The organism is Vibrio mexicanus (assembly GCF_001012815.1).
Classification (GTDB): Bacteria; Pseudomonadota; Gammaproteobacteria; order Enterobacterales; family Vibrionaceae; genus Vibrio; species Vibrio mexicanus.
Map to the genome: position 1 here is coordinate 75,162 of NZ_JYJP01000096.1, position 23,667 is coordinate 98,828.

A 23,667-nucleotide genomic window follows, 5' to 3' on the forward strand; every position below is an offset into this window, starting at 1 on the left:
AACTCAGCGATTACGATAACTAGACCAATAGAGTAGTTAGGCTGTCGAGTAACTAGGCTAATAGCAAAAAAGAGCAACATGCTACAAAACAATATCGAGAAGCGGCTGTGCAAATAGATAAAACAAGGCGTGGGATTTATGAAATGAAAAAGCCCCTCAAAGAGGGGCTGCAAGCGAAGGGTATTGCCATTTTGGGAACTATGTAAGCCATCTTATATGTGTCTTATCGCGTGTCCCTCGATTTATGCGACTACAGTAATTCATTTCTTGTTCCAATGATAATTGGAATTTTCGATTAAACTAATGACAAAAATCGATGTTAAATACCTGTAAACAAATAATTTCACATTTAAGCTTCCATTCCAACTTTTGAGACAGTTAACTGGGAGCAGGGTATCAATATGCGTAGGTAATCACGCAACACTAGTATGGCACTTCGGTCGTCCAAGCTTTGTCGCCTTGTGCTTGTTGATAGCCATGTTGATACAGGACTTTCATGTAGTCGCGGTCGAACAAGGTTTTCGGCTTTGGTTTCTCGTCAAATTCATGATCTATATATGTGAACGCTAAATCAAAGCCCTGAACTTCACTGAAGTAGAGCATCCGATACAGATCACCTCGGCTTTGTTGCGTTGTTAATGAACTTAATGTGCGCCCTAGCAAACTCACCCCATTATCTTTCACCGGAGAGTAAGGCAAGGTGAGCATACCATTACGAATAACATGTACTTGAGGCTTAGTGTTCAGCCCCAAAGCCTGATTAATACCATCAAATTCGAAATCGACAGCTTGTAGGAACATCTGCGCCGATAAACCACCATCGACATGCAACTCTTCGAGCATTTCACCATTTAGCTCGACATCAATCACTTGAGGAGGAAAGACTCCCGGAATAGAAGCGCTTGCCGCCAATACTTGGTGGAAAAGCTTCGCTTTATTTGGCATATCACTGGCCGCAATTTGACCTAAGTTCCACACCACTAATTGGTCGGCATCAATTTGTGTGGTACCAATCAACAAGCGTCTGCCTAGTCGGTGCTGCTCAGCTACAAGCTCAATCATCTCGTCACTGTAGGTTTCCTCGATGAAAGAAAAGAAGCTCTCACCATCACTGTAACCCTCTTTAAAAATCGCATGGAAGATGTTGGTTTTACTCATTAGCATTTCGTCGTCAAGACCAAGAATAGTCTCCTTCAGACGCGGTATCTCTTCTCCTCCAAGAAACACAAACGGTGCCATCAATGCGCCAGCACTCACCCCAGTCACAACGCTGTAAGTATCTAGACGTTGTTGTTCATAAAGTCCGTTAAGGAACCCAACACCATACGCTCCCTTAGCACCACCACCAGACAGGACTAGTAACTTCAACTGATCATCAGAAACCGCGATCGGTGTGCTGTGATCAGCGGTTGAATAAAGGTAATCGTTACCTTCTCCCCACCAAGTACGCAGTGGCTCGGAACTGTTTGATTGAGGTTCATTTGCAAGGTGACTTGACGATAGTTTTTTTCATTAACTCGCTTTTCCAAGGGGTGCTGCGAGGCACAAGCTGTGACTAACAAAATTAATGCGGCAATGGCAGTTCTTTGGACTCGATTCATTATAAATTCTACTCTTCGTTACAATTCGTCAGCTGTCCATGCCGAGTTATTAAGATGCTATGCTATTGAGATGCTATGATATTCAACGCCCCAAGTTCCTCCCAATACACTATGAAGGATCGAATCATCACTAGTAGCAGGGCCAGAGTTTTTGGAAGGTCGCTATGGAAGAGTTAGAAAAGGGGGATGAAAAAGATAATCACGTTTTTGATTTTTGTGGGAAATAGGCTCAATAAATCATTGAGCCCACTGAAAATCGGTTAGTTAACTGGGAAGAAAGTAAATTTATTATCTTCAATCAGATAGCAATCCATACCTGCCGCATGCGCAGCCTGAAGACCTAACTTGGTGTCTTCGAATACCACGCATTCGGACGGAGCGATATCCATGTTATTCGCCGCGGTTAAAAACGTCTCGGGCTCGGGCTTGTGCTCGGTCACATCGTTGGCGGTGACGATAGTATCAAACAATTCTATGACACCATTACTGGTCAGCAGCGACTCCGCATGTTTGCGTTGGCTACCCGTTCCGATTGCCAGCTTTCGCTTGCCTACTGAACTTTGAAGAATCTGGTGGGTCACGGAGACCAAATCCCCTTTATTCTCCACGGCTTCATAATGGCCATATTTGGCGGTCACCATTTCATCTTCGGTTGCTTCAATCGGATGCATTTTCTTCAGCATTCGCGCCGTTTTGATGGTCGGTTGGCCACCTAACTGATACAGCCATTTCTCATCGAAAGGAAACTGGAACTGCTCTGCTGTTTTTTGCCATGCAGAAAGGTGGGTGGGCATTGAATCAATCAATGTGCCATCCATGTCGAAGATAATGCCCTGATACTTATCGAGATTCATTGGATTACTACCTAATAGAGAACTGGCTTGATGCTATCATCCCCCTCTCCGATGACAACATTAAGAAAACGCAGCCAATATTCGGTGTATTTTCACCAGCTGGAGCACTCGCTAAATATTTGGCTCAGAACGCTTCTCCGATTTAGGTTGCTCTTTCTCATGCTTGTACCCCATGGTGCGAATATGATCACCATGAATAGTATTTTTCATTAACTCCCATAAAGCAGCTAGAAAGCGCTTATGAGCTTCATGATGGCGAATATATTTAACGTGAACAAAAATGTACACACAGAAAAACAACACAAATGCCGCTGTCACGCCATACGCTTCATAAAGACTGATTAAATTCATAAATTACACCTCAATTTATTTTGCTAGATGGTTGATCCATTTTCGGCTTCGAAAGCGATACACGCAGGCAAACCACTTAAATAATGTTTCTAGGAAGAACAGGGCAAAAACCTTATCCGGGCTTAACCCTAAAACAAGCGCACCTAATGCCGCTAATGGAATACCAAACAGCCATTGAGTAGTAAGGTCTTGATAAAGGCAGAACTTAACATCGCCACCTGCTCGAAGCACACCTACCACCATAGTGGTCGGTAAAGAACGCAATATGATGCCAATACAAAGAATCAGGTAAAACTTCTCCGCGAGTAAATAGGTGTCTTCTTCTATGCCTACAAATAGCCCCAAAATAGGGTCTCTTAGCAGATAAAGTGCCACAGCGACAAACACGGTAATGGCTATTGCAATAATCACGAAACCAACCGCTTGGGAATAGGCGGCCTCATCATTTTTAGCCCCAAGTTGATTGCCCACAATAACGGCGGAAGCATTAGCAATACCCGTTAAAAAGCTCAGTGAAAATGCTTCGATGGGTGTAATGACAGACAACACGACGAGCCCTTGGTCTCCAGTTTTTCCCATTATCGCGGTATAGGCAAAAAGGCCTCCAGCCCACAACAGAAAATTTAACGTTGTCGGCAATGCTAAGCTGACAAAGCGCTTAATCTTTGCAATTTGAAGCGCAGATAGTACGTCGCTCAAGGTGAACGCAAGCATATGTTTTCGGGAGGCTAGATAACCGATCGTTACCAACACTTCAATCAAACTGCTAAGCACAGTGGCAACAGCCGCCCCTTTCAATCCGAGCTCTGGCGCACCAAGGTTTCCAAAAATAAACACCCAGTTGAAAAACAAGTTCAGAACAATGCCAAGCCCACTGAACCATGTGCTAAGACCCGCTTGATGAACCGAGCGTAGTCCCGCGGCAATTGCGCCACTAAACGCCACGAAAAACAGGCTTAAACCTGCCAGTTTGAGATATTCATGCCCAAGAGCTTGAATCTCAGATGATTGGCTTGAAAGGCCAATAACCCAATCGCCCAAAAACCAGAATAAGCCCATCGGCAACATCGCAACAGCTGTCGAGATAACCCAAGTTAATGCGACGCTTGAGGTGACACCGCGATAGTTGTTTGCACCAAAATACTGCGCTGCCAACATGGCCCCACCAGTCGATACACCAGACAACACGATGATCGCAACAAATAGGGCTCGGCCAGCCACGCCCATAGCGGCCAAATTATCTTCACTCAACTGACCAATCATCATGATGTCAGTCAAGCCTTTACTTGAGAACAGTATGGTTTGTAATGTGATTGGAATTGCGATCATTAAGATGGTTTTTAGCACCTTAAAATCAAGGAAAAACCACGGGGAATTTGACCGGCTTAGTGACTCGACACTCATGAGATAAAGATTCGCAACTTAATTTGTTGCGATTATGAACGGTGTTCTGCACAATTCAAACCCAGTTATGCGGGGAAATTACGTTCAAAAGGAAAATATATGCACAGTTTGGAGCAACTCAACGCCTTCATTGCCGTATTTGAAAAAGGCTCATACAGTGCCGCTGGTCGAACGCTCAACAAAGACCGAACGACCGTAAGAGAACTGATTAAGTCTTATGAAGATATACTCGGATTCACTTTATTTACAATCCAAGGTCGTAAAGCGATACCCACAGACTACGGAAACGGAATCTACCCTCAAGTGAAGTTGGTTTTACGCCAAAATCATCAGTTAGATCTGTACACCAAAGAGTTGTTTGAGCACAACCTTCACGAACTCACATTCTGTTTCGACAGCGACTTTCCAAGTGACTTTATTCGTCAAATTGAAAGCAAAGCACTCGAAGCCTACCCTGAGGTAAGGATAAACTGGGTTCAAAAGCATAGAGAACAAGCATTAGATGCTCTAGAAAGTGGAGACCTAGATTTAGTTTTTCTGCCTACCAAATATAACCTTCTTCCAAAGCAGACGATTCTTTACAAGAACATAGGCTACATAAACTATCACTTCTACGTAGGAAGCCAGTCTCCTCTATCAAGTCACGAAGAGATTACGCTTGAAGATACACAATTAGAGATACAATACATTGCCGAGCATACGGTCAAAACAGACGGGCTCATCAAACCATTCTCCTCACATTGCCGAGTGGTAGGAAGCAACGAACTGCTTCTCTCTCTATTGGAGCTTCGAGGTTGGGCAGTATTGCCAGATCACATTGCAAGCAAATGGGAAGCCGAAGGTAGAATTATTAAGAAACCTAGCCCGTTATTAGTCGACGATGTAAAGATTCCTGCTTCCGTTTTTTTTAGTGCATCAAGTCAATACAATCCCATCATTGCGCAAATATTGGACTGGTGCAGTGACATCGCCGAACATTATTTTTGAAGGTACACTTGTACACGAGCACACATACTGGAGCGACCAATGATGCTGCTATTCATCGCAAAACTGCGACAAACGTGCCTGATTGCTATTTCTCACACAAAACTCTGACAGAAATTTAATTTACAGGCTCATTAAGTATTTACAATGACACCGCGCGAATTGTTATTACCGAGAGCGATACTTTGATAAAACACTTACTTCTTTTGTCTTTGGCTGCGATGCCCGCTGCCGCTGAATCTTTGAATGTCCTTCTATACCACCATATTGCTGATGAAACGCCATCAGTGACATCCACTCGTGTTGAGATGTTTAGGGCGCAGTTGGATCACTTCGAGAATCAGGGCTATCAAATCGTTGACTTAGAGCAAGCGGTAAAGCAGGTTTTATCTGGTAAGAAGCTCGCCAAAAAAAGTTTAGCGTTAACCTTTGATGATGGCTTTTCCTCAGTATGCGATATTGCTTATCCGGAATTGAAAAAGCGAAACTTACCCTTCACAGTGTTCGTCTCAACCACTCCAGTTGATAAAGGTTATCAGGGCTACTGTAGCTGGGAGCAGCTCAAGGAGATGTCGGAAAACGGCGCGACCATCGCCAACCACACCCTAGACCACGCCCACTTGGTTGCCAAAGCCAACAGCGACGAAAGCTGGCTATCCGACGCTCAAAACAACATTAATTCGGCGCAAAAACGCATTGAAGAAAAAATTGGTCATGCACCAATGATGTTCGCTTACCCTTATGGTGAGTACAATACGGAACTTAAGAAGTGGCTCGATTCCCAAGGCTATATATCGTTTGGTCAGCAGTCGGGGTCCATAGGTATGCACAGCGACTGGCAAGCGCTACCTCGCTTTAACACCGCTGGTAACTATTCGAGCATCACGTCTATGCGACATAAATTGAATTCGCTGCCATTGCCACTCAATTACGCTGCGCTGCCCGATCCACAAACAACAGACAAGCGACCTGTACTCGACGTCACCTTATTGCCATCGCGTGAAGCTTACTACCCGCATTTACAATGCTATTTGAATGGCCAACATATTGAAGTGGATTGGAAATCCGATAAAGAGTTTTCGGTTAAACCAGCTACACCTCTGTCTAAAGGCCGTCATCGTGTCAACTGCACCGCACCTCATCGTAACGGCACACCTTACTTTTGGCTATCACAGCAATGGTTGGTTGAGTAGCTCATACACCATAACCATATTAAAAATAGCGCCAGATGGCGCTATTTTTAAATCTGTTGTAGAGTTTAGCTTTCGCTGACTTCCGCCAGCTTCAACCAAGTATCAATCACGGTGTCTGGGTTGAGCGACACCGAGCTAATTCCCTGCTCCATCAACCATTTCGCCAAATCATCGTGATCCGACGGGCCTTGACCACAAATGCCGACATACTTCCCTGCTTTAGTTGCCGCGTCTATCGACATCTTGAGCATGGCTTTCACAGCCGGATTTCGCTCATCAAACAGATGTGCCACATCACCAGAATCACGGTCCAACCCTAGAGTTAATTGAGTCATGTCGTTCGAGCCGATGGAGAAACCGTCGAAATACTTCAAGAACTCATCGGCCAATACCGCGTTAGACGGTAGCTCACACATCATGATGACTTTCAAACCTTGGTCGCCACGGCGCAAATCAAACTTCGCCAGCAAGTCGATGACAGAAGCCGCTTCGCTTGTCGTACGAACGAATGGAATCATGATTTCAACGTTCTTCAAGCCCATCTCATTACGAACGCGCTTGATGGCTTGAGTTTCCAACTCGAAACACTGCTCAAAATCAGGAGAGATGTAACGTGATGCACCACGGAAACCCAGCATAGGGTTCTCTTCGTGCGGTTCAAACTCTTTACCGCCTACAAGGTTGCTGTACTCGTTGGATTTAAAATCAGACATACGCACAATGACACGCTTTGGCCAGAATGCGGCTGCGATAGTAGCAATACCTTCGCTTAGTTTGCTGACGTAGAAATCAATTGGGTCACTGTAACCGCGGATACGGTCGCGGATTTCAGCTTTAAGCTCTTCGCTTTGCTCGTCGAAGTTAAGCAAAACCTTCGGGTGGATACCGATCATCTTGTTAATGATGAATTCAAGACGAGCAAGCCCCACCCCTTCATTTGGCAACTGCGCGAAATCGAACGCGCGATCTGGGTTGCCCACATTCATCATTACCTTGGTTGGCAGCAGTGGTAGTTGATCAACCGATGAACGTTTAACTTCGAATGCCAGCTCACCTTGGTACACATAACCTGTTTCACCTTCAGAACAAGACACCGTCACATGTTCACCGTCGTTAAGCTGCTGAGTTGCTTGGCCACAACCCACAATGGCTGGAATACCCAGTTCACGCGCAATGATCGCCGCATGACAAGTACGGCCGCCACGGTTAGTGACAATTGCCGATGCCTTCTTCATCACCGGCTCCCAATCTGGGTCGGTCATATCCGTAACCAAGACATCACCTTCTTTAACAAGCGACATCTCATCCAAAGATTTCACTAAGCGAACTGGGCCAGAACCAATACGCTGACCAATCGCACGGCCTTCAACCAATACTTCTGCTTTAGCGTTAAGCTCGTAACGCTCAATCACGTTCTGTTCTGACTGGGAACATACCGTCTCTGGGCGGGCTTGAACAATGTACAGCTTCCCATCAATACCATCTTTCGCCCACTCAATATCCATCGGACGTTGGTAGTGCTTCTCGATGATCATCGCCTGTTTCGCTAGCTCTTTAATCTCGTCGTCCGTCAGCGAGAATGTTTGGCGTTCTTCTGCTGAGGTATCAACAATCTCAACCTGTTTGCCGACCTCTTGGCTGTTTGAATAGATCATTTTGATCAGCTTGGAGCCGAAGGTTTTCTTCACAATCGGAGCGGAGCCTGCCTCTAACAGCGGCTTGTGAACATAAAACTCATCTGGGTTGACCGCGCCCTGCACGACCATCTCACCCAAGCCCCAAGCAGACGTAATGAACACGACTTGATCGAAACCTGATTCCGTATCTAGCGTGAACATCACACCCGATGCAGCTTCATCAGAGCGAACCATGCGCTGGATACCCGCAGACAACGAAATTCCACGATGATCAAAGCCTTGGTGCACACGGTAAGAGATAGCGCGATCATTAAACAGCGAAGCATACACGTGTTTGGTCGCTTCTAATACTGACTCAATACCTTTTACGTTGAGGAAGGTTTCTTGCTGACCGGCAAATGATGCATCGGGTAGATCTTCAGCAGTTGCAGACGAGCGAACCGCCACTGAAATTTCTGGATTCTCACCCACCAAAGTCGCGTAGTCGTCGCGGATGGCTTGTTCTAAATCCGCAGGGAACGGCGCTTCGAGAACCCATTGTCGAATCAGAGCACCGGTTTTACGCAGTGCTTCAACGTCCTCAACGTTCAGGTCATCAAGCAGTTGGTGAATTCGTTCATCTAATCCTTGGTAATCCAAGAACTGATTAAATGCATAGGAAGTGGTCGCAAAGCCGTTTGGCACACTCACTCCCGCATTAGAAAGGTTTGACACCATTTCACCGAGAGACGCGTTTTTTCCGCCGACTTTGTCGACATCTTGCATGGATAGGCCATTGAACCAAAGAGTATTATTTTGCATTTATTTCTCCAGAAATAAGCAGCGTAGGGGGATTAAAGGCAAACGATTACGTCAGCGAATGGAAAATTCCAAAGCTGTGGGGTACGTAATAGTCAGCAGGGTATTTTTATTTGTATTATGGGTCGCATCATAATCAATTTTTTTTGACACCTTAAACTAAAAATGCAAAACAAAACCCAAAGTCGTGATGTGTTCTATGTTTCTGACGGAACCGCCATCACCTGTGAAACCCTAGGCCATGTTGTACTCGGCCAATTTTCATTTGAATGTAATGAGCGGACATTTCCATTCGTGGAAACCGAAGATAAGCTCAATGAATTATTAAAAGAAATTCATCACTCCTATCAATCCAAAGGCATTATGCCATTAGTGTTTTACTCTATCGTGGTACCGACCATTCGTGACGCGTTGACCCAGGCTCCCATCAATGGATACGACGTTATTGGCCCTTTTGTTGAAAGTGTGTCTTCAGATACAGGGGTGAAACCTAAACCCAAGCTGCAACGATCCAGAAGTGTGGGTAGAGATTCAAAAAACTATTTCGACCGCATTGCTGCGATAGAGTACACGCTCGCACACGATGATGGGGTTACTTTGAAAGGCTTTGAAGAAGCAGACATAATTCTGCTTGGCGTATCGAGAAGTGGAAAAACTCCTACTAGCCTGTACATGGCGATGCAGTTTGGCTTGCGAGTGGTGAACTACCCTTTCATTGCTGAAGACATGGCTTCAATGCGCTTGTTACCCGAGTTTGAAATCCACAGGCACAAACTGTTTGGTTTAACGATCGATGCTGAAAGGCTGAATAAAATTCGAGAAAATCGCCTATCAGGAAGCGATTACGCGAGTGCTGAGCAGTGTTCCATTGAACTCAAAACGGTTGAAGCACTGTTTCGAAGAGAAGCGATTCCTTACATCAACACAACCGCGCTCTCTGTAGAGGAGATTTCAACACGCATTCTTGAAAAGGTAGGACTAAAACGCCGCTTGTTCTAGTCCACTTAATCTCGCGCACTAAGATACCCCCACTAGTGTCACCTTTGGATATGACGACAAAGGAAGATTGCGGCAATGCTAATTGCCGCCCAGAACAGTGCACTCAGAACAAATTAGGATAAGAAAGTAGAAGAGTCAGGCAATTTTTAGAGCGTTCAAAGGCAACGTGGAAAACTACTTTCGTCTATCACTTGGACTTATGCCCACTTTTCTTTGCAAACTTCTGCATCGCTTCTGCAAACGTTGTTGTTCTGCCTTTAGCTTGAACCTGTACTACCTTGTACCCCCCTCTTTTCTAACTCTTTTCGCTCTTCTAAAACAGCTCTATCACTTTCCAGGCTGCCTTTTTCAGGCTGATGGATGTAGCAGCCTTCTAGTTGGCCATCTTCGACCCGTTGATGATTTTTCAGTGCTTCAATATCAATTTTTATAGTGGGTCTTTTGGTTTTAATCTAAGAGCTTGTTCGGTAGATTACATTCGCTTTAAAGGCTTAACGACACTATCTAAGCCTTCAATTTTTAGCGCCAGGCACAGCTTCAACAACTCACCTAGCTCACCTTTAGGCCAGCCTTTTTGATCAACCATAAAACTAGCAAATGTCCTTTGGAGGAAAAGAATGAGTAACCCTTACATCTCATTCCTATTTGTGAGTGATTTAACTAAATTGGTAAAGCACCCGTTCTACTATGCCTTACAAGGACATACACCTATTTGCAATAAGTGCATGTCCTTCAGGTTGCTATTTTTACACTAACAATAAGGCTGAATTAGTGTGCGATGGTCAGGGCTGTATCAAAATCAGACAACGTGCTATCAATCTGCTTAAACCTTGTGTTTCCAAGCAATACATCACTCCACTGCTCATGCGAGAGTGTCACTGTCACTCCTGCGTTTTTCTGTGAGATGACTTGAATGATACCGTTGCGCAGTTCAATACTAAAGGTGTTGTCGCTGTCGCTCATCACTAAGTTAAACTTAGCGTGTAGACCTTCGGCTTTGCGCGTATCGACTAAGTAACGAAGATAGTCAACGTTGGCTTCAATGGTTGATTCAGCCAGTTTTTTCGGTGTAATGGTACCGAGGATGGCACTTAGGGTACGGTAATCATTAATTTCATGCCCCATAAACTCCAATTTACCTTCGTGGAGTAACGCTTCTGAGATGTACCAACCGCGAGCATTGGATGAGCTAGTGCGTTGACCTAAAGCACGAGCGGCATCGGCGCGTAGCTGTTTTGCTGTTGCGTTGCTTGCATCAACTTCAAGCGCTTGAGACGTTAGGTATAGGGTCCACTGCCAACCTTTAATCGATTCTTTCGCGTTCGACGCTTTTGCCATTGCATTGACCGCAACGATACCACCTAAGCTATCGACCAATGTATTGGCAAATTCGTTAGTACGCATTGGGTTGATGTCGTAGATATCCCAACCGTTCCATCCAACATAACCGTTGTAAACTTGCTTGGCGTGACTTTCAACCTGACCGTATGTTTCTCTGTCTTGTCTCAAATCCATTGGCATGTACAGTGATTCTGCCGCACCTTGAGCATCATGACCAAGCATAATTGCTCTGAGGGTTTGGTCATGAATCAGTTGCAGCGCATCACGCCATTTTATAATGGTATCTTTTCCAGCTTCTTTAGTCATGTCTGGCGCTCCATGAATATCAACGTGATAGTCAAAGTCGTAAGACAATACTAAATCAGCAGCTTCTACCAGTCTGATTGGATCGCGGTATCTATCACCTCGCAACGTATAGATATTAAAAATAACATCATTGTGCATTGCATTTGTAACCATTAAGCTTTTTTCAGGAAAGTAAAAAGCAACGCTATCGATTACATCGGTAGGGGATGGTAATACGATAACCTCAGTACCTGCAATTGTATGGCTTTCTATTTTGTTGTTTTCGAAAGTGACCTTTGGTGGAATATACCCTTTTTCGCCAGTTAATTTATCTAGTGAGAATCCCATTTTATTTGGAAAGGCATCAGGACCTTCTTTTGGGTTTAACACACCAAATTGCAATGATGCACGTGCATTAAAGTTACCTGTTAGTGGGCTTACACCGTTGTCATCATTCAAGAGTTTTTCAGTCCACTCATGGGCATAAATATTAGTATTGTCACCAGCCCAAGCCTCAGCACCCCACACATAGTGAGAATGCGTGTACAGAATAGCGCTTACATCAATTTGTGTATTAAGCTTCTCTTCTAAAGCCGCTCGTTGCTCTTTGCCTGCTTGTAAATCGTCGCCGGTATCGATGATGATCCAACCTTCTGGACCCTCAACGGCAATAATACTACTAATACCCCAACCAGAAATACGATAGACACCGTCTGTAATTTCAGTGACTTCTTTGTTTTCAATTTGCCAAATTTCATTAATCATTGACGCTGGTTTTGATGTAACCGTACCATTTTCCATAACGATAGGGTCGTAATTTAAAGAGAGGTTATATTGATCTATCTGCCCAGCATGTAGACTAAATGAAGAAGCAATCAATATAGAACTTACAAGGTATTTCCTGTGCATCATTAAACTATCCCATTCAAGTTAAAATAATTAAATTGTTAATCTTTAACCTTATTGTGTGTTATATATCCACCAAAAAAGACTTTATTTTTTAATACTAAAACAAAAAGGAAAGTCTATTTAGCATCGAATACAATCGTCACTCCCACACCTTATTAAGGATGAAATAAAAAGCATGAGAGTAAAATTAAGTTATTGCGTATTTTTAACTGCGATTATTTGTTTATGTGTTCGTTAAAGAACTCTTTAATTTCGCGCATTGCGTCATCAGATTCAGGGAACGGACTTAACATACCAAGCGCGTAGTCACCATGAGCTTGACCGTCGTAAATATGTAGGTGCGCATTAGCTCCGTTCGCACGTAATGCACGATGAACACGAACGGTGTCACTCAATAATAGGTCGCGAGTACCAGAGAAAAGTAGCGTTGGAGGGAACTTATCGTCAAACTGACCATAAACTGGTGAAATTAAGGGATTTGTGCGATCTTCTTCGCCGGCATACACCTCGAACATCCCTTCAATAAGACCGTCCGCGTCACGATCACCGAGTGGGTCAAGACCTTTAAAGGTTAGCCAAGTCTCTGAAACTAAGGCTAAATCTGTTGCTGGTGTACCTGCGTAAATTGCACCCGGAACAGGAAGGCCCTGGTCACGAAGTGAAAGCACTGTTGCAAGTGTTAAGTTGCCACCAGCTGAGGTACCAAATATTGCGGTGTTTTCTGGAGCTTGTGTTTTTATTACTTCATTCCAAACAGCGACAACATCATCAACTGCTGCAGGGAATGGATGAAGTGGAGGACGACGATAATCGACAGAAATGACTTGCGCGCCTAGACCGTTGGCTACCCAAACCGATTCGCGTAGAGCGGATTCTTCACCACCAAGAACGAAAGCACCACCATGAACGTGTATTAGGTATTTATTTTTGTATTCAGGCGCGATGTTCTTAGGGGTAATGAAGAAGACTTCAACACCAGCGAACTCTTTCTTTTCGTAAGAAACGCCAGACTTTTCTGCAAGTTGTTTTCCTAATTCGATGCCTGGTGCATCAAAAGCTTTTTGTAATTGTAACCAACCTTCAGTTGTCGTCGGTGTTGGTAATTCTGGCATCATTACTTTACTCGCTTGTACAGCAGCAAACTCGGGAGATACACCCGGCGTAACGGAATTGACAGAAACAATTGACTCGGGATTGTTTGCTAAAGCAGCAGGGGCTGCTATCGATGCAATAAGTAAAGCTATTACTCTGCTAAGACTATTAAATTTCATGTTAATCCTCGATGATTACAATTATTAGATAAATGAAACTTAACAAATACTGCTGTCCGTATATATGAATTAGTGAAATTCATATATGGCTAAGCAATGTAAGGCCATGATACTATATAACCAACTTGGGACATTTCTAACTTAAACTATTAGATATCAATCGAATACTGATTAATAAGAACACTGACCCATCAACAATTAGATTAAGTAAGTCCAATATATTCTGGTAGAGTCTAACGGGAAAATGCGCTAGCGTAGAAAGAGCCAAAAAGAGTTAGCCTTACGGCCTAACCCTTGTTCATGTAAAAATATGGTATTGTCGAAGAAGTTAACAGTGCTAAGCCAGTTGCAGTCATTGATTACTTACGCTGATGCCCCGTCTTCTTTACCAGATCTTGCATCGCCTCAGCAAACGTTGTTGTTCGGCCTTTAGCTTGAACCTGTACTACTTTGTATCCCATCTTTTCTAACGCTTGGCGCTCTAACAAGACAGCTTTGTCATTTTGTTGACTGCCTTTTGCAGGCTGATGGATGTAGTAGCCTTCTAGTTGGCCACCTTCGACCAGTTGGTGATGTTTCAGTGCATCAATATCAAATTTCATAGTGGGTCTTTTGGTTCTAGTCTGAGAGCTTGTTGGGTAGATTACATCCGCTTTAAAGGCCTAACAACACTATCTAACCCTTCTATCTTCAGCGCAAGGCACAGTTTCAACAACTCACCCAACTCACCTTTAGGCCAGCCTTTTTTATCGAACCACAGTAGGTATTCTTCGGGAAGGTCAATCAACACTCTGCCTGCATACTTGCCAAATGGCATCGTCACTCTAGCTAACTTGAGTAGGTTTTCTTTCTCTAACATTGATATTCAAAAGTAAGGAGCAAACGCAAAGCCTACCATTAGACCTCCATTATCCCAAGTGCGTTTACCAAACTAGCCTACGGTGTGTGCGTATTCCACTATCACCTGGTTGCCTTCTATGTAAGCACGTTGGATTTCTCCATCAATGGTCATCGAGCTTTTTAGGTAAACCACCTTCGGCGCCGTTTCACTGCCAGCCATCAGTGATGGAATGAACTGCTTTGCATCCACATGCATCAACTGACAAAACTGGCTAACAAACCCCATGGTTAGTGGCTTCATGCCTCTAAGAATAGAAGAGAAGTCGAGTTGAGAAATGCCAAGACGTTTCGCCACTTCCATCTGCGTCAATCGCATTTTCGCTTTCTGTGACATCCACATTTGATATAACGCTTGTGTGTCCTGCTGAGTAAATTCCATGTTTGAAACCCTGTTATTGCATTCATGATCTATTGCTATGGTGCAATTTTGAGGTTTAATGAAAACGCCATGTCAAAGGACAGTGAAGTTTGGTTTAGGATTTGGTTTTGTGGGGAACTAAGTTGAAAACTACTGAACCACAGATGCAAAAACAGCAGCTCAAAGGCTGCTGTTTTTAATTAGGTAAGTAACCTAAAATTTAAAAGAAGCTAGCAATTAGACGCTTGAACCAGTCCAGAGCTTTCTTAAACAAGCTGCCTTCTTCTACTGACTCCAAAGCAACTAACTCAGCTGCAGCAACTTGTTCGCCATCTACACTGTAAATCACTTGGCCTAGTACTTGATCAACCGTGATTGGCGCAACTAAGTCGCGATTGTATTCAACTTCTGCGGTTAGCTTCTGGGTATCACTCTTAGGTAACGTGATGAATACATCATTCGCCACACCAACAGAAACATTGTCTACCGCACCCATCCAAACTTTAGGCAATGCGATCTCTTCACCCTGTTTGTTTGGTGACACAGTATCAAAGAAACGGAAACCGTAACTCAGTAGCTGTTTGCTCTCTGCTTCACGGCTCTTAGGGCTCGTTGAACCCATCACAACAGAAATAAGGCGCATGTCACCGCTGGTCGCAGAGGTGGCTAAACTGTAACCCGCTCCGCTAGTGTAACCTGTTTTCATGCCGTCAACATTTAAGCTGCGGTCTCGCAGTAGGCCATTTCGGTTGTACTGAGTAATACCGTTAAAGGTAAAAGAGGTTTCACTATAAAGTGGGTAGATATCTGGCAAGTCTCGGATAATGGCTTGACCTAACTTAGCAATATCGTAAGGCGTTGAATATAGACCATCGCTATCTAGGCCATGTGGGTTGCTAAATGACGTGTTATCCAGACCAAGAGAAGCAGCCCAAGAGTTCATTAAGCTAACAAAAGCACCTTCAGAGCCCGCTACGTGCTCGGCAATCGCGACACTGGCATCATTTCCTGATTGAACAATAAGTCCACGGTAAAGATCCATCATGTCGACTTCAGTTCCTACTTCGATAAACATTTTTGATGAATCTGGGAATTTCTTCGCCCAAGCGTTTTTGCTAATTCTTACTTGGTCGTTTTCACCAATGTTACCACGCTTAAGCTCTTGACCAGCAACGTATGCGGTCATCAGCTTAGTCAAGCTTGCAGGGTTAAGGCGAGTATTGGCATTCTTTTCAACAATGACCTTGCCAGTGTTGAAATCGATGAGGACGTATCCTTTCGCACCGATAGTCGGAGGATCTGGAATTATGGTCGGCGCAGCTGAAACGGCAGCAGATGCAAGTAAAGACACACACGCTATAGAGACAGACTTAAGAGATATTTTTTTCATGGCACCACATCAATGATTAATTCTGGCTTGAGTATAATCGAATACGATAAATCCACTGCTAATAAATTGCCAGAAATAACGCTATATTGATGTTTTGTGACAATTTCCTCCCTTCAAAGACCGTTGTTTTGTCGTTGAAAGGAGAAAAATGGATCATCAGTCTGCGGTTTGCAGCCTCATTGCTCTTTCTCTATGCGGCAGAGGGATTTTTTTAATTCGATAACTAAACCAAAGGTATGTCATCGCAATTGAGAAATAGAGATAAGAAAGGGTGAAAACCAGCGGTGAACAGATCAGCTCAGTTTGCACGCCAAACAAAACGCCAAAACCGGCAACTGCGAATTTCGCCACCATGCCGAGCACTAACAAGCCTAGGGCCAAGTGTGGGTAATCTGTGGTTCGAAGCGCGAACCAGTAACATGCGCCTACGGCTAGAGCGGAAACCGCTAAACCAAACAGAAAAGAGTAAAAATTATCTGCCGACAAAATACCGCCTGACACTGACATCATGGAGAGTATAATTAATTTCATCGACCACCTCGCTTTTAGATTATGGAAAAGCGTCCTTTCATTTTTGCAAACTCATTTTGCGTATATTTTCGCCTATTAAATCTATCCGTCAAGGGCCCAAAAACAGGCCCAAATGGCTGTCAATTGTGCGTTACACACACCAATGCTTATTCTTTACAAATTATTAACTTAAATTTCTATGTTTGACAGTGCCTGTCCAATTTTTCCCCTTGATAATTTACCAAACTGTTAACAATTGATACATTGATTAACAATTCGAATTTTTAGTGAATATATGAGTTATCTCTATTTTTGTACTGGATATCTACTCCGATTTATTAACTTTTTGAATCCTCCTACATCAATTAGAAAAACGTGAATTAGTTAGGATTTTATGGCTACCGCGCCTCGTCAAGATCCCTTAGCTCTGGTACCTTTGTGCCCACTTTAACTTCACTTGCTTTGACCCATGCCTTCTGAATACCGAATTAAGAAGATTGTAGAAATCGGAGACACGCTCCACCGAAGTGGCTGTGCGCCATATAAACTCGAAAAATACGCGCAATTCTATGCCCAAAAACATGGCGTAGACGTGATGATTCAAGCGACTCCAACATCTGTTAACTATCAGTTTCCCGATGACAATAATGCGGTTGTGATGAAAAGGCACAAACCCGCTTCTATTAACCTAAGTTTGTTGGCCAATACCATCATCCGGATCAATCAGCCTACCAGTGAACCTGTGCCAGAGCCCGTTGGTTACCCGAAATGGATCGTTGCACTCGCCAACATGGGCATCCCACCGGCGTATCTAATGCTTGTTGGCAGTACATTAGAAGCCGTCGGCTACGCAGCTCTGCTAGGCTTTCTGGTTTGGTTATGTCAATTAGTCTGTAAAGCAAGGCGCTCAATTGCCGTAGAATTTCTTTCAGCGCTGATCACGGGTATTTTTGTGGCGTTTGTTGCCTCTTTAGGGGCGCAGATCCCCGTCTGGGCGTTATGTATCGCCGCCATCATTTTGTTCGTACCCGGATTGTCAATCGCCAACGCATTGGAATGTTTAGCCTTTAATGATTTGGTTTCGGGCACCAGTTTACTTGGGCAATGCGCTCTCACACTCATCAAACTCTTTGTTGGTATTGTAATTGGTTTGAACATTGGTGAAGCCCTGTGGGGTGAGCTTCCAACTACGACATACATCAACCAAGTGCCCATTTGGCTCCATATATCTGGCTTATTCATTCTCTCGGTTTCAATTGGCGTGTTGTTTAACGCTCGTCCGACCGACATTTTGCTTGGCCTGCCTGTCGCAATATTAGGGATGTGGGGGCCATTCTATCTTGGATTCGACAGTGGTTGGATTGTCGGTACTTGGATTACCACCGTATTAATTACTTTGTATGGCACGTGGGTTGCGAAGAAAATGGACCTCACTGGCTCCATATATATTGTCCAAGGAATCATCATCTTAGTACCCGGGAGCCGTGTTTTGGTCAGCGCCAGTCAATCCGTATTTGAGCAATCGATTCTGCCAATTCCGAGTATTGGGCTGTCTGCGCTCTTTATGTTCTCAGCGATTGTTGCAGGACAAATCACTGCTTACTCTATTTATTCTCCACGAATAGAGCGATAAGAACGTCGTTTATCAAAATAAAATGGCGCTAGATTGAGACAGGTAGGCGTAACAGTTTGAAGACAAACCGATTTCATTTTCATGAATATCAATAAATGAATGGTCAAAATGAAACATAGCGCATACTTATGAATGAAATAGTCGAAAGTTCTGAGGTTTAGGTCGAGTATTCGTTGACTTAACCTCAGATTACTCTACACTCGCATACAGCTAGAAAGCAGTTCTTTGTATACATATACATTTCGTTGGATTACTTGTAACTCCCCCGTCGTGTCGTACGCAATAGCAATCTACTTTTCCACGCTATCCGCGCCGAATTCGGCTCACAAACTAAATTTAGGATATATATCATGTCTAACACAGTTACTGGTACAGTAAAATGGTTCAACGAAACTAAAGGTTTCGGTTTCATCCAACAAGAAAACGGTCCTGACGTATTCGCTCACTTCTCTGCAATCACTGGCGACGGTTTCCGTACTCTAGTTGAAGGCCAAAAAGTTGAGTTCGTTGTATCTCAAGGTCAAAAAGGCCCACAAGCAGAAAGCATCAAAGTACTGTAATTTAGACGCTTTTTTCTGAGAATAGCCAGCATCGCGCTGGCTATTTTTTTGTCTTATAAAAAAGAAAAATCATGGCATTAAAACCCACTATCTTTAAGTTTCGTATCGCTCTAACCGATATGAACAGAGACCACTACGACTCCTTAAGCCTTACTGTCGCCCAGCACCCTTCTGAAAATGATCAACGTATGATGGCGCGCCTTATGGCGTTTTGCTTGAATGCACAAGAGTCTTTGCAGTTTACGAAAGGCCTCTCGACTATCGAAGAACCTGATATTTGGGTCAAAACCTTAGATGATCAAATCTCACTTTGGGTTGACGTTGGCGAACCGGATCCTGAGCGTATTAAAAAAACCACTCGCTTAAGTCAACAAGTGAAAGTCTACAGCTTCAACTCAAAGTCGAATGTTTGGTGGGAGCAAAACAAAGGTAAGTTTGGATATCATAAAGCCGATATCTATCGCTTCGATCATCAATCCATTGAGCAACTAGCAAGCATGGTGGAGCGTGGGATGGAACTGTCGGTGATGATTACGGGTAACTCACTGTTTGTCGATGGTGCAAATGGATCATGCGAAGTAACGTGGGAAGAACTACAAACGAATGACTAATCTCGAGCAAGCATTGGCAGATTGCCACATGGTTGAACTTCCCTTCGTTCAAGACAACCCAGCTCTTTGGCAGGCAATATGCGCTCAAAATAGCACGCTATTTGATAATGCTTGCCGAAACAAACCAGACACGCTACCCACTCACCATTTACTCGGCTTGTTGACCAAAGCGCATATTGAATCCAGTACTAAATTGGGTGACAGCGATCAAGCTCGAGATGCCATGACTCAAGTGTTTCAGGAAACGTTGGGGGAAGCCCATGCCAATAAGTTCGTCGACCAAACACAGAAGGAGTTCATGCTCGTAACGCACTGCTGGCTCTATTTGCAAGGCTACTTAAACATGGACTTTGGACTGGCCAACGATCATGCTGAAAACTCAGCGACGCTGCTAGGTCAACTTAAAACCAATGATAACCACCAGCTAAGAACTGAGTTCGTAAAATCCTATTATTTGGGAAAACAACACTCACCTAGCAAAGAAACACAGACTTGGCTCTCCAAACTGCTCAAAGTGTTCGAATAAGGAGACATTTCTTCCAGCCATTCGATATCGAATAGAGTTTGCACAAGTTTTCACAAATATTTGTGACGCAGATTAAATCAAATTTCACAATCTTCTCTACGCGCATACACTCAGATTGCGCTCATTAATAGCATTATCAGGTACTCGAGATTTTGTGATGAGTATTCAACAAGTTATGTAATAAATGCAAGTTATGCTCATATTAATGCGCGCATAAATATCATTAAAAATATCCATAAATAAACGGAATTACATTTTTTATCAAAATAATTTCATATCAATTCTTTGATTAACATCACGCTACTGGACTACTCCAACCCGCGCTAACTCTTCATAGTCACCTAGACTTAACGGACGTTGAGAGTTTAGGGAAATGCCTACTATGACAGGATTGGTCGGTCGACATTTGGAAGAAATGGCAGACATGCGTTCTGAAAGAAAACGAAGAATCGTTGTCATTTGTTCTGCTTTTTCGTTCGTCATTTTGCTCGGCTACACATCCGTTCATATGGCGGATCATAATTACCTGTTTAGCATTCTCAATCTTACTTGTGCATTATGTATTTCCGTCAACACTTGGTATGCATTAACTCAGAAAGAGTACAACGTCGCCGACGTAATCTTAAGCGGCATCTTACTATTCTACGCAACCATGCTGATCTTCTACGGCGGAATGCTCGAGGACCGACTGTTCTGGTTATATCCAATCCTAGCAGCGGTTATCCTAATTAATGACTTCCGCATCGGAGTGCTGTTCAGCGGGGCGACAAACCTATTAATTGTTTGTTCAATGCTGTTCTCCGACGTGATAGAGCTACCCGCTGGGTTTGCAACGGATCGCTTCATTGTGAGCTTGCTAGTACTCTCTCTTGCTTGCAATATGTCTGCCTACTATTACGCACGGGCCATCAACTATATTCAATCGCTCTATACTGAAGGTATTGAAGATCTTGCCTACCTAGACCAACTCACAGGTCTTGCCAATCGTTGGAGCTTTGAAAACTGGGCCCACGCCAAACTCGAAGAAGTTAAAGACTCCAGCTCGCTCACCGCTTTGGTCTTTCTGGATATTGATGACTTCAAGGCAATTAATGATACTTATGGCCACAGCATTGGTGATCGCGTTCTGCAACACTTTGCGTCCAGACTCAAAAACAATGTGCGCAACAAAGACAGACGCACTGACAAACACGATTATTCGATCGCTCGATTTGCAGGAGACGAGTTTGTTCTATTGCTCTATGGCGTAAAAACTAAAAAGGATCTGGATGGTATTCTTGCGCGTATCAGCCACTTATTCGAAGACAGCTATCAAAGCTCTGAGCGTATTAACCGCCTCACCATTAGTATTGGCGCGGCTTTATACCCGACCGATGCGGATAACCTAGAAGAGCTGACTCGATGCGCGGACAAAGCCATGTACACTGCAAAACACAGTGGGAAAAATCAGTTCAATTATTATCAGGGAGACCGGCTGAATCCGCTGAAAGAGTTTGATGATACGACAGCGACGAATGTCACTCCATTGAAAACGAAAGGAGCGAAGCACCTAGTTTAAATCAAGCGCCTCCAGTCATATACATAAACCACAAGGCTATCACGCCCGCCATGACCAACCATACGGCGTACCTCACTGAGTTTGGTTTTTCCTTATTGACCTTCACCACGGGTTTTACTGCCGCTTTTCGAGCTTTCTCTATGGCACTGAAACGCTGCTCAAACTCCTCTTTACGTTTTTGCGCCGTATTGGCAACTTTAGTAAAACGCTGCCTTTGGTCATCCGTAAAATCTTGCCTCGGGTCATAACGAGCATTTGAGTCTTTATGTTTAGGAACAACGGCCATAGGTCTCTCCTTTTACACATCTATACACAGTAAGTATAGACGATGGCCTGTTCAGTCATCACGGTTGTTCCGAAGTGTTCTTTCTAATATTTCGAACAACTAAATCAAAACGTTTGGGTTATCACTCTCCTCTAAGCCTTTAGACTGTCAACATCAAACTAAGGGGGTCATCATGGCAATTCAACGACGCATTCAAAGCGTGATCAATGCTCATCCAACATCTGACGGAGAGGGTGTAAAGATACGACGTGTCGCAGGTTTCGATAACCCTAACTTTTCTCCATTTTTGATGATTGACGAACTCAAGTCTGACAACCAAGCGGATTATGTCGGCGGTTTCCCAACCCACCCACACCGAGGAATTGAAACTTTGACCTACATGTTGGAAGGGCACTTTCAGCACAAAGATCATATGGGTAACGTGGGCGAGCTGAAACCTGGCGGCGCTCAATGGATGGCCGCGGGTCGCGGTGTATTGCACAGTGAAATGCCGATTATGGAATCGGGTCAACTGCACGGCTTTCAGATTTGGATAAACCAGCCAAGTCAGTTCAAAATGTCCCCTTCGCAATACGCAGACTTCCAGGCAGACACTATTCCAGAATACCGAGGCGACAGTATAGGTAAGTTGCGAGTGATCGCGGGAGAGGTAGAGATCCTCGGTAAACACTCTTTCGTTGGCCCGGTTTCTAACAGTAGTGCGACGTTTTCGCTATCGGATTGGCAAGCTGGTTCTCAAAAGAGTATCACCCTGACTGGACATCCGGGAGATAGTGTGATGCTGTTTGCATATAATGGTAACGCGAGTGTTGGACAAGATATGATTAATGAAGGTCAGATCGCATTTCTCGGAAAAGGTGACGAGTTAAAAATATCGACTTCTACAGGTTGTGGTTTACTGATTTTTACTGGGACGCCGATTGACGAGAAAGTTGTGCACTACGGTCCCTTCGTAATGAACAGCGCAGAAGAGATTGAACAAGCCATTCGAGATTATAACCAAGGTGTTTTCCACAGTTACTGATCAAGTGACAGTAATCTATAGGACCTTAGTGACACTTCGAAGCTTGTAAACGAATCTGAGTTGAATGTATCTACTAAGATACAACCACTGCCTTTTCAACTCGCTGTTAGCCACGCCTTATGGGCGTGGCATTTTTATTTGTATGCTTTAAAACTATAAATACTCGCACAGATAAGCCGTTGCTTGCTCCACTTTAAGGTCAAAAGAAGAGTCTCCTACAACATCAAACGCCTCACCTGCTTTAAACGTCGTCCAGTCTGCGTCACCTTCACGTTTTATGGTTAAAGCACCTTTCACTACTGTCATCTTTTCAGGTGCTGCAGTGCCAAACGTATATTCACCCGGAGCCATGACACCTACACTGCTATCACCATCTGCCTGAGTAAAACCTAATGACTTTACGTTTCCATCGAAGTATGTGTTTTCTTTAATCATTTTATCTTCCTTGAGCTTAAATCTAGACCTATGGTCGGTCCCCTAGTTTTTATCTGATCAGCTCTAAAATAGCAATCATTAACTGCCCCAATAGATTTCGTGAGTCGATCAAAGCAAACACATCGCTTTATCATCTACAATTAATAATGTTAAAAATTGAATAGGAGTGGCACTTAGGCGCGGCACTATCATTAAGTAATTGAATCTTTTGGTAAGAGATCAAACTTCTACTGTCACAGTTTGCTCTCA

23 protein-coding genes and 2 pseudogenes are annotated in these 23,667 nt (G+C 43.8%); 9 read left to right on the forward strand and 16 right to left on the reverse strand.

Annotated elements, in window-relative coordinates; translation table 11 throughout:
• Window positions 1–423: 423 nt before the first annotated feature.
• The 4 genes from UA76_RS13970 to UA76_RS13985 form a co-directional block, all read right to left on the reverse strand.
• Window positions 424–1,368, reverse strand: a complete 945-nt coding sequence (locus UA76_RS13970; RefSeq protein WP_238322308.1) for a patatin-like phospholipase family protein — start codon at window positions 1,366–1,368, stop codon at window positions 424–426.
• Between the two features lie 493 nt (window positions 1,369–1,861).
• A complete protein-coding gene (locus UA76_RS13975; protein WP_047047251.1) occupies window positions 1,862–2,455 on the reverse strand; it encodes a beta-phosphoglucomutase family hydrolase in 594 nt (197 codons plus the stop codon).
• A gap of 111 nt (window positions 2,456–2,566) precedes the next feature.
• Window positions 2,567–2,806, reverse strand: a complete 240-nt coding sequence (locus UA76_RS13980) for a hypothetical protein (protein WP_047047254.1) — start codon at window positions 2,804–2,806, stop codon at window positions 2,567–2,569.
• A gap of 15 nt (window positions 2,807–2,821) precedes the next feature.
• Window positions 2,822–4,210, reverse strand: a complete 1,389-nt coding sequence (locus tag UA76_RS13985; protein ID WP_047047257.1) for an MATE family efflux transporter — start codon at window positions 4,208–4,210, stop codon at window positions 2,822–2,824.
• 99 nt (window positions 4,211–4,309) lie between these two features.
• Between UA76_RS13985 and UA76_RS13990 the strand changes: the two genes are divergently transcribed.
• Both UA76_RS13990 and UA76_RS13995 read left to right on the forward strand, forming a co-directional pair.
• A complete protein-coding gene (locus tag UA76_RS13990; RefSeq protein ID WP_047047261.1) occupies window positions 4,310–5,197 on the forward strand; it encodes a LysR family transcriptional regulator in 888 nt (295 codons plus the stop codon).
• A 182-nt stretch (window positions 5,198–5,379) separates the two neighbouring features.
• Window positions 5,380–6,387, forward strand: coding sequence for a polysaccharide deacetylase family protein (locus UA76_RS13995; RefSeq protein WP_157617643.1), 1,008 nt, complete (start codon window positions 5,380–5,382; stop codon window positions 6,385–6,387).
• A gap of 65 nt (window positions 6,388–6,452) precedes the next feature.
• Here the strand turns inward: UA76_RS13995 and ppsA are convergent, their stop codons facing one another.
• The gene (gene ppsA, locus UA76_RS14000) at window positions 6,453–8,825 is read right to left on the reverse strand and encodes a phosphoenolpyruvate synthase (RefSeq protein ID WP_047047265.1); all 2,373 of its coding nucleotides are present in this window, start codon (window positions 8,823–8,825) and stop codon (window positions 6,453–6,455) included.
• Window positions 8,826–8,987: 162 nt separating this feature from the next.
• On the opposite strand from ppsA, the gene ppsR reads away from it, so the two are divergent.
• Window positions 8,988–9,821 (forward strand): posphoenolpyruvate synthetase regulatory kinase/phosphorylase PpsR, encoded by an 834-nt coding sequence (gene ppsR / locus UA76_RS14005; RefSeq protein ID WP_047047268.1) that lies wholly within the window; start codon window positions 8,988–8,990, stop codon window positions 9,819–9,821.
• A 187-nt stretch (window positions 9,822–10,008) separates the two neighbouring features.
• Here the strand turns inward: ppsR and UA76_RS23080 are convergent.
• The 9 genes and pseudogenes from UA76_RS23080 to UA76_RS14040 all read right to left on the reverse strand — a co-directional run bounded on the left by UA76_RS23080 (window position 10,009) and on the right by UA76_RS14040 (window position 16,806).
• Window positions 10,009–10,252, reverse strand: a pseudogene (locus UA76_RS23080) (hypothetical protein).
• A 41-nt stretch (window positions 10,253–10,293) separates the two neighbouring features.
• Window positions 10,294–10,401, reverse strand: a pseudogene (locus tag UA76_RS23085) (putative quorum-sensing-regulated virulence factor); the annotation flags it as partial.
• A 188-nt stretch (window positions 10,402–10,589) separates the two neighbouring features.
• Window positions 10,590–12,359 (reverse strand): alkyl sulfatase dimerization domain-containing protein, encoded by a 1,770-nt coding sequence (locus UA76_RS14010; protein WP_202906947.1) that lies wholly within the window; start codon window positions 12,357–12,359, stop codon window positions 10,590–10,592.
• A gap of 212 nt (window positions 12,360–12,571) precedes the next feature.
• Window positions 12,572–13,627 carry an alpha/beta hydrolase gene (locus UA76_RS14015; protein ID WP_047047271.1) on the reverse strand — a complete coding sequence of 352 codons (1,056 nt, stop codon included), beginning with the start codon at window positions 13,625–13,627 and terminating at the stop codon, window positions 12,572–12,574.
• Window positions 13,628–13,986: 359 nt separating this feature from the next.
• Entirely contained in the window at window positions 13,987–14,229 is a 243-nt protein-coding gene (locus tag UA76_RS14020; RefSeq protein WP_047047274.1) for a hypothetical protein, read from the reverse strand.
• A gap of 41 nt (window positions 14,230–14,270) precedes the next feature.
• Window positions 14,271–14,486 carry a DUF3820 family protein gene (locus UA76_RS14025; RefSeq protein ID WP_047047277.1) on the reverse strand — a complete coding sequence of 72 codons (216 nt, stop codon included), beginning with the start codon at window positions 14,484–14,486 and terminating at the stop codon, window positions 14,271–14,273.
• Between the two features lie 72 nt (window positions 14,487–14,558).
• Window positions 14,559–14,906, reverse strand: a complete 348-nt coding sequence (locus UA76_RS14030; protein ID WP_047047280.1) for a helix-turn-helix domain-containing protein — start codon at window positions 14,904–14,906, stop codon at window positions 14,559–14,561.
• Between the two features lie 199 nt (window positions 14,907–15,105).
• The gene (locus UA76_RS14035) at window positions 15,106–16,275 is read right to left on the reverse strand and encodes a D-alanyl-D-alanine carboxypeptidase family protein (protein WP_047047284.1); all 1,170 of its coding nucleotides are present in this window, start codon (window positions 16,273–16,275) and stop codon (window positions 15,106–15,108) included.
• 156 nt (window positions 16,276–16,431) lie between these two features.
• Window positions 16,432–16,806 (reverse strand): NADH:ubiquinone oxidoreductase, encoded by a 375-nt coding sequence (locus UA76_RS14040; protein WP_047047286.1) that lies wholly within the window; start codon window positions 16,804–16,806, stop codon window positions 16,432–16,434.
• A 448-nt stretch (window positions 16,807–17,254) separates the two neighbouring features.
• Here UA76_RS14040 and UA76_RS14045 point away from each other — a divergent pair, with 448 nt between their 5' ends.
• From UA76_RS14045 to UA76_RS14065, 5 genes are all read left to right on the forward strand, one after another.
• Entirely contained in the window at window positions 17,255–18,418 is a 1,164-nt protein-coding gene (locus UA76_RS14045; protein ID WP_047047289.1) for a threonine/serine exporter family protein, read from the forward strand.
• A gap of 350 nt (window positions 18,419–18,768) precedes the next feature.
• Window positions 18,769–18,978 carry a cold-shock protein gene (locus UA76_RS14050; RefSeq protein ID WP_047047292.1) on the forward strand — a complete coding sequence of 70 codons (210 nt, stop codon included), beginning with the start codon at window positions 18,769–18,771 and terminating at the stop codon, window positions 18,976–18,978.
• 71 nt (window positions 18,979–19,049) lie between these two features.
• Window positions 19,050–19,589, forward strand: coding sequence for a YaeQ family protein (locus tag UA76_RS14055; RefSeq protein ID WP_047047296.1), 540 nt, complete (start codon window positions 19,050–19,052; stop codon window positions 19,587–19,589).
• A complete protein-coding gene (locus UA76_RS14060) occupies window positions 19,582–20,115 on the forward strand; it encodes a hypothetical protein (protein WP_047047299.1) in 534 nt (177 codons plus the stop codon). The genes UA76_RS14055 and UA76_RS14060 overlap by 8 nt, the downstream gene beginning before the upstream one ends.
• A gap of 382 nt (window positions 20,116–20,497) precedes the next feature.
• Complete coding sequence (locus UA76_RS14065; protein ID WP_047047302.1) at window positions 20,498–21,673, forward strand: GGDEF domain-containing protein; 1,176 nt, start codon at window positions 20,498–20,500, stop codon at window positions 21,671–21,673.
• A 1-nt stretch (window position 21,674) separates the two neighbouring features.
• Here UA76_RS14065 and UA76_RS14070 read toward each other — a convergent pair whose 3' ends face one another.
• Window positions 21,675–21,959 (reverse strand): hypothetical protein, encoded by a 285-nt coding sequence (locus UA76_RS14070; protein WP_047047305.1) that lies wholly within the window; start codon window positions 21,957–21,959, stop codon window positions 21,675–21,677.
• Between the two features lie 172 nt (window positions 21,960–22,131).
• Here UA76_RS14070 and UA76_RS14075 point away from each other — a divergent pair, with 172 nt between their 5' ends.
• Window positions 22,132–22,983, forward strand: coding sequence for a pirin family protein (locus tag UA76_RS14075; protein ID WP_047047308.1), 852 nt, complete (start codon window positions 22,132–22,134; stop codon window positions 22,981–22,983).
• Window positions 22,984–23,136: 153 nt separating this feature from the next.
• Here the strand turns inward: UA76_RS14075 and ppnP are convergent, their stop codons facing one another.
• A complete protein-coding gene (ppnP, locus tag UA76_RS14080; protein WP_047047312.1) occupies window positions 23,137–23,418 on the reverse strand; it encodes a pyrimidine/purine nucleoside phosphorylase in 282 nt (93 codons plus the stop codon).
• Between the last annotated feature and the right edge of the window lie 249 nt (window positions 23,419–23,667).

Bases quoted from the DNA above. Each gene is read 5' to 3' on its own strand.
- UA76_RS14010 (WP_202906947.1), bottom strand. From the start codon at position 12,359: ATGATGCACAGGAAATACCTTGTAAGTTCTATATTGATTGCTTCTTCA.
- UA76_RS14030 (WP_047047280.1), bottom strand. From the start codon at position 14,906: ATGGAATTTACTCAGCAGGACACACAAGCGTTATATCAAATGTGGATG.
- UA76_RS13990 (WP_047047261.1), top strand. From the start codon at position 4,310: ATGCACAGTTTGGAGCAACTCAACGCCTTCATTGCCGTATTTGAAAAA.
- UA76_RS14070 (WP_047047305.1), bottom strand. From the start codon at position 21,959: ATGGCCGTTGTTCCTAAACATAAAGACTCAAATGCTCGTTATGACCCG.
- ppnP (WP_047047312.1), bottom strand. From the start codon at position 23,418: ATGATTAAAGAAAACACATACTTCGATGGAAACGTAAAGTCATTAGGT.
- UA76_RS14040 (WP_047047286.1), bottom strand. From the start codon at position 16,806: ATGAAATTAATTATACTCTCCATGATGTCAGTGTCAGGCGGTATTTTG.
- UA76_RS13975 (WP_047047251.1), bottom strand. From the start codon at position 2,455: ATGAATCTCGATAAGTATCAGGGCATTATCTTCGACATGGATGGCACA.
- UA76_RS13980 (WP_047047254.1), bottom strand. From the start codon at position 2,806: ATGAATTTAATCAGTCTTTATGAAGCGTATGGCGTGACAGCGGCATTT.
- ppsR (WP_047047268.1), top strand. From the start codon at position 8,988: ATGCAAAACAAAACCCAAAGTCGTGATGTGTTCTATGTTTCTGACGGA.
- UA76_RS14060 (WP_047047299.1), top strand. From the start codon at position 19,582: ATGACTAATCTCGAGCAAGCATTGGCAGATTGCCACATGGTTGAACTT.
- UA76_RS14055 (WP_047047296.1), top strand. From the start codon at position 19,050: ATGGCATTAAAACCCACTATCTTTAAGTTTCGTATCGCTCTAACCGAT.
- UA76_RS14065 (WP_047047302.1), top strand. From the start codon at position 20,498: ATGACAGGATTGGTCGGTCGACATTTGGAAGAAATGGCAGACATGCGT.
- UA76_RS14020 (WP_047047274.1), bottom strand. From the start codon at position 14,229: ATGAAATTTGATATTGATGCACTGAAACATCACCAACTGGTCGAAGGT.
- UA76_RS14025 (WP_047047277.1), bottom strand. From the start codon at position 14,486: ATGTTAGAGAAAGAAAACCTACTCAAGTTAGCTAGAGTGACGATGCCA.
- UA76_RS14075 (WP_047047308.1), top strand. From the start codon at position 22,132: ATGGCAATTCAACGACGCATTCAAAGCGTGATCAATGCTCATCCAACA.
- UA76_RS14050 (WP_047047292.1), top strand. From the start codon at position 18,769: ATGTCTAACACAGTTACTGGTACAGTAAAATGGTTCAACGAAACTAAA.
- ppsA (WP_047047265.1), bottom strand. From the start codon at position 8,825: ATGCAAAATAATACTCTTTGGTTCAATGGCCTATCCATGCAAGATGTC.
- UA76_RS14045 (WP_047047289.1), top strand. From the start codon at position 17,255: ATGCCTTCTGAATACCGAATTAAGAAGATTGTAGAAATCGGAGACACG.
- UA76_RS13985 (WP_047047257.1), bottom strand. From the start codon at position 4,210: ATGAGTGTCGAGTCACTAAGCCGGTCAAATTCCCCGTGGTTTTTCCTT.
- UA76_RS14015 (WP_047047271.1), bottom strand. From the start codon at position 13,627: ATGAAATTTAATAGTCTTAGCAGAGTAATAGCTTTACTTATTGCATCG.
- UA76_RS14035 (WP_047047284.1), bottom strand. From the start codon at position 16,275: ATGAAAAAAATATCTCTTAAGTCTGTCTCTATAGCGTGTGTGTCTTTA.